General features: G+C 75.9%; 3 protein-coding genes. 2 read left to right on the top strand and 1 reads right to left on the bottom strand.

The annotated features are described in order from the left end of the window. Positions 1-182: 182 nt before the first annotated feature. Positions 183-749 (bottom strand): TetR/AcrR family transcriptional regulator, encoded by a 567-nt coding sequence (locus tag ABZ885_RS13910; RefSeq protein ID WP_360187368.1) that lies wholly within the window; start codon positions 747-749, stop codon positions 183-185. Positions 750-1,008: 259 nt separating this feature from the next. Between ABZ885_RS13910 and ABZ885_RS13905 the strand changes: the two genes are divergently transcribed. Both ABZ885_RS13905 and ABZ885_RS13900 read left to right on the top strand, forming a co-directional pair. Continuing rightward, complete coding sequence (locus tag ABZ885_RS13905; RefSeq protein WP_360187366.1) at positions 1,009-4,290, top strand: amino acid adenylation domain-containing protein; 3,282 nt, start codon at positions 1,009-1,011, stop codon at positions 4,288-4,290. Then, the gene (locus ABZ885_RS13900; protein WP_360187365.1) at positions 4,287-9,908 is read left to right on the top strand and encodes an amino acid adenylation domain-containing protein; all 5,622 of its coding nucleotides are present in this window, start codon (positions 4,287-4,289) and stop codon (positions 9,906-9,908) included. Before ABZ885_RS13905 ends, ABZ885_RS13900 begins: the two co-directional genes overlap by 4 nt.

The raw sequence follows: 9,908 nt of genomic DNA, 5'->3' as shown, positions 1-9,908 counted from the left end.
CAACGTAGACTGGGTGTGGGTGTTCCCCAACCCCCCGGCGCCGCCGGGGGGGGGGGGGGGGCGGGGGGGGGGGGGGGGGGCCCCCCCCCCCCCCCCGCGGCGGGGTGTGGCTGGTGTGCGGGCTCGGCGCCCGCCGGCCGGGTGCAGTGCTGCCGGCGCGCCGGCGGGGCGTCAGTGGTGCCTCAGTAGTGCGTGATCCCGGCCGCCAGCGTGCGCGTCCAGGGCGCGTCGACCTCGTCGGCGCCCATCGACACCAGCAGGTGGCAGAGCATGCCGGTGGCGAAGAACTCCTGGATCTGCCGCTCGTCGCCCCCGGAGGCGCCCCGGGCGTACTCGACCAGCCGGGCGTAGCCCGCCCGGACGGCGTCCCGGATCGCCGGTTCGGAGACCGCCGCCGCCTGGGCGTGCAGCTGGACCAGCATCAGGTCGTTGTCGCTGATCAGCTTGGCGTAGGCCTCCCCCATGGCGTGCAGGACGGCCTCCGGTGCGCTGCTCGCGGCCTGCGCCGCGCCCTCCTCCAGGCTGGCCCGGACCCGGGTGAAGCAGTGCTCGACGACGGCGACGAACAGTGACTCCTTGTTGGGGAAGAGGCGGTAGACGTAGGCCTGGGAGATGCCGGCGGCCTTGCCGACCTCGGTGGTCGTGGTGCCGAAGTACCCCCGCGAGGCGAAGGCGCCGATCGCGGTGCGCAGCACCGTCTCGCGGCGCTCCTCGGCCGTGGACAACTGGCGGGGGCGTTCGTTCTTCATGTGAGTACTCAATCACTCACACCTTTCCGGGTCAACCCCCGCCGGCTCCGCCGACGGTCCGGCGATCGCTGCGGCGGATAGATGGTCCAGACCATTGACGCTCGCCGATCCGGCTCCCTAGCATGATCCGCACTGCGGCGGCCATACGGGGGCCCGCCGCCTCGCCGAGCGCGCAGCTCCCTCCCACCGACAGGGCACGCCGCCGGACCATGTCCTGGCCCTGCCGTCCGTCGGCCGCCGGCGCGTCATGAGGAGCACGATGAGCACGTCCGTCCATGCGGCCCGCCACGGGTCCGACCGGGTCTCCCCGGCGCCGGCCGTCCTGACCGTCGGGCAGGAACGCCTGTGGTTCCTGGACCAGTTGGAACCGGGGGACCCGTCCTACAACATCCCGCTCGTGCTGCGGCTCACCGGCGACCTGGAGCCGGCCGCCCTGCGCGCCGCCCTGGACGGGGTGGTCGCCCGGCACGAGGCGCTGCGCAGCCGCTTCCCGGACGAGGACGGGCGGCCCGCCGTGGTCGTCGACCCGCCGGCGCCCGTCCCGCTGGACGAGGCCGACCTGCGCGGCACCGCGCCGGAGCGGCTGTCCGCCGCCCTCGCCGAGCGCACCAACCGCGGCTTCGACCTCGCGGCCGGGCCGCTGCTGCGCGCCGCCCTGTTCCGGACCGGCGACCGGGAGCACGTGCTCTGCCTGGTCGTGCACCACATCGCCGCCGACGGCTGGTCACTCGGCCTGCTGCGCACCGAACTCGCCACCCGCTACGCCGCGCACCGGGCCGGCCGGCCGCTCGACCGGCCGCTCGACCTGCCGGTGCCGCCCTCCTACCTGGCCCACGCCGCCGCCGAACGCGCGTGGCTGGCCGGCCCGGAGGCCCGGGACGGCCTCGCCTACTGGGCCGACCGGCTGGCCGACGCACCCGCCCTGGAACTGCCGCTGGAGCGGCCCCGGCCCGCCCACCCGAGCAGTGCCGGCGCCTTCCACACCCGGATCCTGCGCGGCCTCGGCCCCGGGCTGGACGCCTTCGCCCGCGCCCGCCGGCTGACGCCGTTCATGGTGCTCGCCGCCGCCTACCAGGCCGTGCTGCACCGCTGCACCGGCCAGGACGACTTCTGCGTCGGCGTGCCCGTCGCCGCCCGCACCACCGTCGAGGCCGAGCAGACCGTCGGCTACTTCTCCAGCGCCCTGGTCCTGCGGGCCGACCTCGCGGGCGCGCCGAGCTTCACCGACCTGCTGCGCCGCACCCGCTCCGGCTGGCTCGGCGCACTCGGCCACAGCCAGGTGCCGTTCGAGCAGCTCACCGACGAGCTGCGGATCGAGCGCGACCCCGGCCGCACCCCGGTCTTCCAGACCCTGCTGACCGTGCACACCCAGAGCGGCGGCGCGCTGGACGAGCACGCCTTCGCCGACCTGCGCTGCGCCGAACTCGACGGCGGCTACACGGCCGCCAAGTTCGAACTCACCCTGGACGTCCGGTGGGACGGCGACGACCTGCTGGCGATCCTCGGCTACCAGACCGAACTGCTCGACGAGGCCTGGATCACCCGGCTCGGGCGCCGGTTCGACACCCTGCTGCGCGCCGCCCTCGCCGAGCCGGACACCCCGGTCCACCGCCTGGCGCTGCTGGACGTCGAGGAGCTCTCCGGGGCCGGAGCCACCGGGACCGGCCCCGACCTGCCACCGCACCCGGCAACCGTGCTCGCCGCGATCGACCTCGCCGCCGCAGGGCGGCCCGGTGCGACCGCCCTGGAGAGCCGCGACGCCCACCTGACGTACGCGCAACTGGCCGCCGAGTCCGGGCGGCTGGCGGTCCGGCTGGCTGCCGCCGGGGTGCGCCGCGGCGATCTGGTGGCGTTCTGCCTTCCGCGGGGGCCGCGGGCCGTGGTCACCATGCTGGCCGCCTGGCGGGCCGGCGCCGGCTACCTGCCGCTGGACCCTGAGTACCCGGTGGCCCGGCTGGCCTTCATGCTGGCCGACAGCGGCGCCGCCGTCCTGGTCACCGCCGACGGGCACCCGGTCGAGGGCCTGCCCGCGGACGTCCCGGTGCTCCCTGCGACCGCGGAGGAAGCGGAGGACGCACCCGCCGACCTGCTCCGGCCCGACGCCGACCCGCTCCCGCCCGACGCCGCCGTGCGCCCCGAGGACCCGGCCTACCTCGTCTACACCTCCGGCTCCACCGGCACCCCCAAGGGCGTTCTGGTACCGCACCGCGCGCTCGCCGCCCGGGTCGCCTGGATGCGCGAGGGCTACGGCGTGACCGCCGCCGACCGGGTGCTGCAGTTCGCCTCGCTCTCCTTCGACACCTGCGCCGAGGAGGTGTTCCCGGCGCTCGCCGCCGGTGCCGCCCTGGTGGTCGCCGAGCCGGGCGCCGCACTGCCCGAGCAGCTCGCCGAGCCCTCCGCCGCCGGGCTCACCGTGCTCGACCTGCCCACCCCGTACTGGCACCGGCTGGTCGCCGACCTGGACGCCACCCCCTGGCCGGCCGGGCTGCGGCTGCTCGTCCTCGGCGCCGACCAGGTGCGGCCGGAGGCCGTCGCCGCCTGGCGGGACCGCTTCGGCGACACCGTCCGGGTGGTCAACTCCTACGGGCCCACCGAGACCACGGTCATCGCCACCACCGCGGAGCTCGGCGCGGCCGACGCCACCGCCCGCCCGCCGATCGGCCGGCCGATCGGCGGCGCCACCGCGGCCGTCCTCGACCGGCACGGCACCCCGGTGCCGCCCGGCACCCCCGGCGAGCTGGTGATCGGCGGCGCGGGCGTCACCTACGGCTACCTCGGCCGCCCCGGCGCCACCGCCCGGGCCTTCGTCCCCGACCCGGACGGCCCGCCCGGCGCCCGCCGCTACCGCACCGGCGACCTGGTCCGCCGCCGCGCCGACGGCGCGCTCGACTTCCTCGGCCGGATCGACAGCCAGGTCAAGGTCCGCGGCTTCCGCATCGAGCCGGGCGAGACCGAGAGCGCCCTGCTCGCCCTGCCCGGCGTCGGCCAGGCCGTGGTGACCGCCCGCGGCGACACCCTGGTCGGCTACGTCGTCCCCGCGGCCGGCGCACCCGCCCCGGAGCCGGACGCCCTGCGCACCGGGCTCGCCGCCACCCTCCCCGCGCACCTGGTGCCCAACGCCCTGCTGGTGCTGGACACCCTGCCGCTGACACCCAACGGCAAACTCGACCGCCGCGCCCTGCCCGCCCCCGACACCCGGCCCGACCTGCGCGCCGCCTACCTCGCCCCGCGCACCGAGGCCGAGGAACTGGTCGCCGAGGTCTGGCAGGAGGTGCTCGGCCTCGACCGGGTCGGCGCCCTCGACGACTTCTTCGACCTCGGCGGCCACTCCCTGCTGGCCACCCGCGTCATCGCCAGGATCCGCGCCGCCGTCGACCTCGCCGTCCCGCTGCGCACCCTCTTCACCCACCGGACCGTGACCGCCTTCGCCGATGCCGTCGAGGCCGCCCTGGTCGCCGAACTCGCCGAGCTGTCCGAGGACGCCGCCGAGGAACTGCTCGCCGCGCAGGACTCCCCGGAAGGGACCGACACGCCGACATGAGCACCGACACCCCCACACCCGTCGCCGGAGCGGACGCGCCTCCCGCGACCCAGCCCTCCGCGACCCAGCTCTCCGCGACGCAGCTCCCCGCAACGCAGCCCTCCGCAACGCAGCTCTCGGCCGCCAAGCGGGAGCTGCTCAGCCGCCGCCTCAGGGCGCGCACCGCCCCGAAGCAGGCCATCGCCCGCCGGCCGGAGGGCGCCCCGGTGCCGCTCTCCTTCGCCCAGGAACGCCTCTGGTTCATGGAGCAGTTCGCACCCGGCACCGCCGCCTACAACATCCCGGTGGTGCGCCGGCTGCGCGGACCGCTCGACACCGACGCGCTGCGCCGCGCACTGGACGCCTCCGTCGCCCGCCACGAGACGCTGCGCTCGCGCTACCCGGCCACCGACGACGGCCGCCCGGTGCTGGAGATCGCCGAACCCGGCCCCTTCGGGCTCGCCACCGCCGAGGCCGCCGACGAGGAGGAGGCCGCCCGGCTGGTCGACGCGGCCGCCGCCGTCCCCTTCGACCTGGAGACCGGCCCGCTGCTGCGTGCGATGCTGGTCCGGATCACCGCCGACGACCACCTCCTGCTGCTGGTCGTCCACCACAGCGTCAGCGACGGCTGGTCGAGCGAGGTGCTGGTCGGCGAGGTGCTGCGCGGCTACGCCGCCCACGCCACCGGCAGACCCGACCCGCTGCCGGAACTCCTCGTCCAGTACGGCGACTTCGCGATCTGGCAGCGCGACCGGCTGAGCGGCGAACGGCTCGCGGCCGAGGTCGCGCACTGGGCCCGGGAGCTGGCCGGCGTCGAGCCGCTCCGGCTGGCGATCTCCCGCCCCCGCCCGCCCCGGCAGACCTTCGCCGGCGCCGGCCACGGCTTCCGCGTCGAACGCGGGCTGCTGGACCGGCTCACCGCCCTCGGCAGGCAGCACGACGCCACCGTCTACATGGTGCTGCTGGCCGCCTTCCAGGCCCTGCTCGCCCGCTACAGCGGCCAGACCGACTTCGCCGTCGGCTCGCCCATCGCCGGCCGCCCCGAGCCCGAACTCGAACCGCTGGTCGGCATGTTCGTCAACGTGCTGGCGCTGCCCGCCCGGCTCGGCGGCGACCCCTCCTTCGCCGAACTGCTCCGCCGCACCCGCGAGACCTGCCTGGAGGCCTTCGCCCACCAGGACCTGCCGTTCGCCCAGCTGGTCACCGAGCTCAAGGTGCCCCGCGACGTCAGCCGCCCGCCGGTCTTCCAGGCCGTCCTGGCCGTCCAGAACTACGCCACCACCCGCGACTCCCTCGGCGGACTCCCGCTGGACGTCGAGCCGTTCGGCGTCCGCGCCAGCGGCACCCGGTTCGACCTGGAACTGTTCCTCCAGGAGTGGCCGGACGGCCTGGCCGGCGCGTTCAACTACAACACCGATCTGTTCGCCGAGGACGACATCGCCCGGCTCGGCGCCCACCTCGGGCGCCTGCTGGAGGCCGTCACCGCCCGGCCGGACGCGCCGCTGTCCGTCCTCGACGGCCTCGCCGAGGACGAACGCGCCTTCGAGCTGGAGGAGTTCAACCGGACTGCCGCCGACCGGCCGGACACCACGCTCACCGCGATGATCGCCGAACAGATCGCCCGCACCCCGGACGCCGTCGCCGTCGCCTTCGAGGACCGCCCGGCCCTGACGTATCGTCAACTCGACGCCGCCGCGGACCGGATCGCCGCCCGGCTGGCCGCCGAAGGGGTCGGCCCCGGCACCCTGGTCGCCGTCAGCGCCGAGCGCTCGCCCGAACTGGTCGCCGGTCTGCTCGGCGTGCTGCGCACCGGCGCCGGCTACACCCCGCTGGAGCCCGAGTACCCGGCCGAGCGGCTCGCGTTCCTGCTGGCGGACAGCGCCGCCCCCGTCCTGCTCACCCAGCGCAGACTGCCGATCCCCAAGGGCTGCACCGCCCGCGTCCTGCTGCTCGACGACCCGGCCGAGTGGCCGAAGCCGAAGGGCCGCCCGGCCGGCCCGGTCCCGGACGACACCGCCTACCTGATCTACACCTCCGGCTCCACCGGCCGGCCCAAGGGCGTGCCCAACACCCACCGCGGCATCGCCAACCGGCTGCGCTGGATGCAGGACGCCTACCGGATCGGCCCCGGCGACGCCGTGCTGCAGAAGACCCCGGCCGGCTTCGACGTCTCGGTCTGGGAGTTCTTCTGGCCGCTGGCCACCGGCGCCCGGCTGGTGCTGGCCAAGCCCGGCGGCCAGAAGGACGCCGCCCACCTGCGCGACCTGATCGCCCGGGCCGGCATCACCGTCGCCCACTTCGTGCCCTCCATGCTCACCGTCTTCCTCGCCGAGGGCGGCATCGAGGAGTGCACCGCGCTGCGCCGCGTGGTCTGCAGCGGCGAGGCCCTCCCGCCGGACACCGCCCGGGAGTTCACCACCCGGCTGCCCGGCTGCGCGCTGGCCAACCTGTACGGCCCGACCGAGGCCGCCGTCGACGTCTCCGCCTGGGAGTGCGCGGGCCCGCTGGAGACCGTCCCGATCGGCCTGCCGATCGACAACACCCGGCTCTACGTCCTGGACGCCGCCCTGCGGCCCGTCCCGCCCGGCGCCCCCGGCGAACTCCACATCGGCGGCACCGCCGTCGCCCTCGGCTACCACCGCCGCCCGGGCCTCACCGCCGCCCGCTTCGTCCCCGACCCCTACGGCCCGCCCGGCTCCCGGCTCTACCGCACCGGCGACCTCGCCCGCCGCCGCGCCGACGGCACCCTGGAACACCTCGGCCGGATCGACCAGCAGGTGAAGATCCGCGGCCTGCGGATCGAACCCGGCGAGACCGAGGCGCTGCTCCGCGCCCGGCCGGGCATCGCCGACGCCGCCGTGGTCGTCCGCGAGGACAACCCCGGCGACAAGCGCCTGGTCGGCTACCTCGTCCTCGCGCCGGGCGCCGAGGAACCCGAGCCGGCCGCGCTGCGCGCCGCGCTCAAGCTCTCCCTGCCCGACCACCAGGTGCCCACCGCCTTCCCGGTGCTCGACGCCCTGCCGCTCACCCCGAACGGCAAGCTGGACCGCCGCGCGCTGCCCGCCCCGAAGGTGCGCCGGGCCGGGGGCGGGATCCGCAGGCCCGGGACCGAGGCCGAGCGGGTGCTCGCCGGGATCTGGGCCGAGGTGCTCGGCGTGCCCGAGGTCGGCACCGACGAGGACTTCTTCGACCTCGGCGGCCACTCGCTGCTGGCCACCCAGGTCGTCGCCAGGGCCCGCAAGCGGCTCACCGAGGCCGGCGCCCGCCCGGTCAGCGTGATGGACCTTTTCACCTGCCGCACCGTGCGCGACCTCGCGGCCCTCGCCGACCTCTCCGAGCAGGACCGCGGCCCGCGCAGGCTGCTGCACCGGCTCACCCGGCCGGTCCCGGAGGGGCGCCGCCGGCTCACCCTGGTCTGCGTCCCCTACGGCGGCGGCAGCGCGGTGGTCTACCAGCCCGTCGCCGACCTGCTGCCGGCCGACACCGAGCTGTGGGCGGTGGCCATCCCCGGCCACGACGTCGGCGTCACCGAGCAGCACCTGCCCTTCGACGAACTGGCGGAGCAACTGGCAGCCGAGGTCCGCGAGCGGGTCGGGGGCCCGGTGGTGGTCTACGGCCACTGCGGCGTCGGGACGGCGCTGGCGGTCGCCACCGCCCGGCTGCTGGAGGCCTCCGGCCACGGGCCGGAGGCGGTCTACGCCGGCGCGCAGTTCCCCTTCGCCAAGCCGCGCAGCAAGGTGCTCACCCTGCTCAGCGGGATCGCCTCGCTGGAGCCGCTGCTCGGCGACCGGGTCTACGTCAACTGGCTGACCGGCATGGGCGTCGACACCTCCGAACTGGACCCGGACCAGGTCCGGTTCATCGTCGGCAACATGCGCCGCGACTCCAAGGCCGCCGAGGAGTACTTCACCCGGGCGATCGCGGAGGTGGCCGCGGGCGCGCCCCGGCTCAAGGCGCCGGTGATCTCGCTGGTCGGGGACCGCGACCCGGCCGCCGACTTCTACCAGGAGCGCTACCGCGAGTGGCTGCTGCTCGCCGAGCGCTCCGCCGTCGCGGTGCTCGACCAGGGCGGCCACTTCTTCGTCAAGTACCGCGCCGACGAGGTCGCCGAGGCCGTCACCACCGTGCACCGGGCCGTGCTGGCCGGCGAGACGGACGGGCTGCCCGCACGGGGGCCGGACGCCTCCTGGTGGTTCCACGGCGAGACCGGCCCGCCGGCCGCCTCCGCTCCCGCCGCCCCCGGTCCCGCCTCTGCCGAGGACGGGCCGCAGCCCAGCCTGCGCCGCTTCCTGGCGGTCGCGGCCGGCCAGCTGGTCTCGATCACCGGCTCGGCGCTGACCGAGTTCGCGCTGCCGCTCTGGATCCTGCTGGAGACCGGCTCGATGGCCCGCTACGCGCTCTTCGCGGTCGTCGCCATGCTGCCCGGCATCCTCGTCGGCCCGGTGGCCGGCGCCCTGGTCGACCGGCTGGACCGCCGGAAGGTCATGCTGGCCGGCGACGTCGCCGCGGGTGCCACCCAGGCCGCGATGCTCGCCCTGCTGCTGGCCGGACGGCTGCACTCCTGGGAGGTCTACGTCCTCCTCGGCGTGCTCTCGGTGGCGCTCACCTTCCAACGGCTCGCCTACGCCTCCGCGGTGCCCCAGATCGTGCCCAAGCAGTACCTCGGACACGCCAACGGCATCGTCCAACTGGCCTTTGGCGCAGCACAGTTCGTCGTCCCGCTGGTGGCGGTGGCGCTGATGGCGGCGATCGGCCTGCGCGGCATCCTGGTCATCGACGTGGCGAGCTACGCGGTGGCGGTCGGCATCCTGCTGGCGGTGAGGTTCCCGCGGACCCTGCCGTGGACCAGGCGGGAGTCGCTGGTCGAGGAGATCAGGCACGGCTTCGGGTACTCCTGGCGCAACCGGGGCTTCCGCTCGATGCTGCTCTGGTTCGCCGGCCTGAACGTCTTCCTCTCCCCGCTGTTCCTGCTGGTCACCCCGATGGTGCTGGCCTTCTCGGACCTGAACGGCGCCGCCCGGGTGGCCGTGGCGGGCGGTGCGGGCGCGCTGCTCGGCGGCATCGCGATGGGCTTCTGGGGCGGGCCGCGCCGGCACCGGCTGCGTGGCATGCTCGGGCTCGCCGCGCTGCTCTCGGCGGCGTGCGCGTTCACCGGCCTGCACGCCGGACTCTGGGTGATCGCGGCCGGGGCGTTCGGCATGTCCTTCGCGCTCACGCTGGTCAACGGCGTCTACTCGACCATCGTCCAGGTCAAGGTGCCGCAGCGGTTCCACGGCCGGGTGTTCGCGCTCAACACGCTGGTGGCCTGGTCGACCCTGCCGCTCGGGCACGGCGTGATCGCCCCGCTCGGCGCCTCGCTGTTCGGCCCGCTGATGGACGACGGCGGCGCGCTCGCCGGGATGTTCGGCCCGCTGCTCGGCACCGGGCCCGGGCGCGGCATCGCCCTGATGTACCTGCTGTTCGGCCTGGCGATGCTGGTCCTGGTCGCGGTCGGCCTGCGGCTGCCGGCCCTGGCCCGGTTCGACCGGGACGTGCCCGACGCCGAGCCGGACGACCTGGTGGGCCTGCGCGAGCGCGCCCGCCTCGCGGCGGCTCGCCGGGCGGCCCGGCCGGAGCCCCGCGAGCCGGCCGGCGTCTGA

This window comes from Kitasatospora sp. NPDC047058, from assembly GCF_040643935.1.
Lineage (GTDB): Bacteria > Actinomycetota > Actinomycetes > Streptomycetales > Streptomycetaceae > Kitasatospora.
Note: the sequence above shows the minus strand (reverse complement) of the source record. Positions and strands in the feature narration are given on the sequence as shown.

Excerpts from the sequence above, each read along its gene's own strand:
- ABZ885_RS13910 (WP_360187368.1), bottom strand. The coding sequence starts at position 749 with ATGAAGAACGAACGCCCCCGCCAGTTGTCCACGGCCGAGGAGCGCCGC.
- ABZ885_RS13900 (WP_360187365.1), top strand. The coding sequence starts at position 4,287 with ATGAGCACCGACACCCCCACACCCGTCGCCGGAGCGGACGCGCCTCCC.
- ABZ885_RS13905 (WP_360187366.1), top strand. The coding sequence starts at position 1,009 with ATGAGCACGTCCGTCCATGCGGCCCGCCACGGGTCCGACCGGGTCTCC.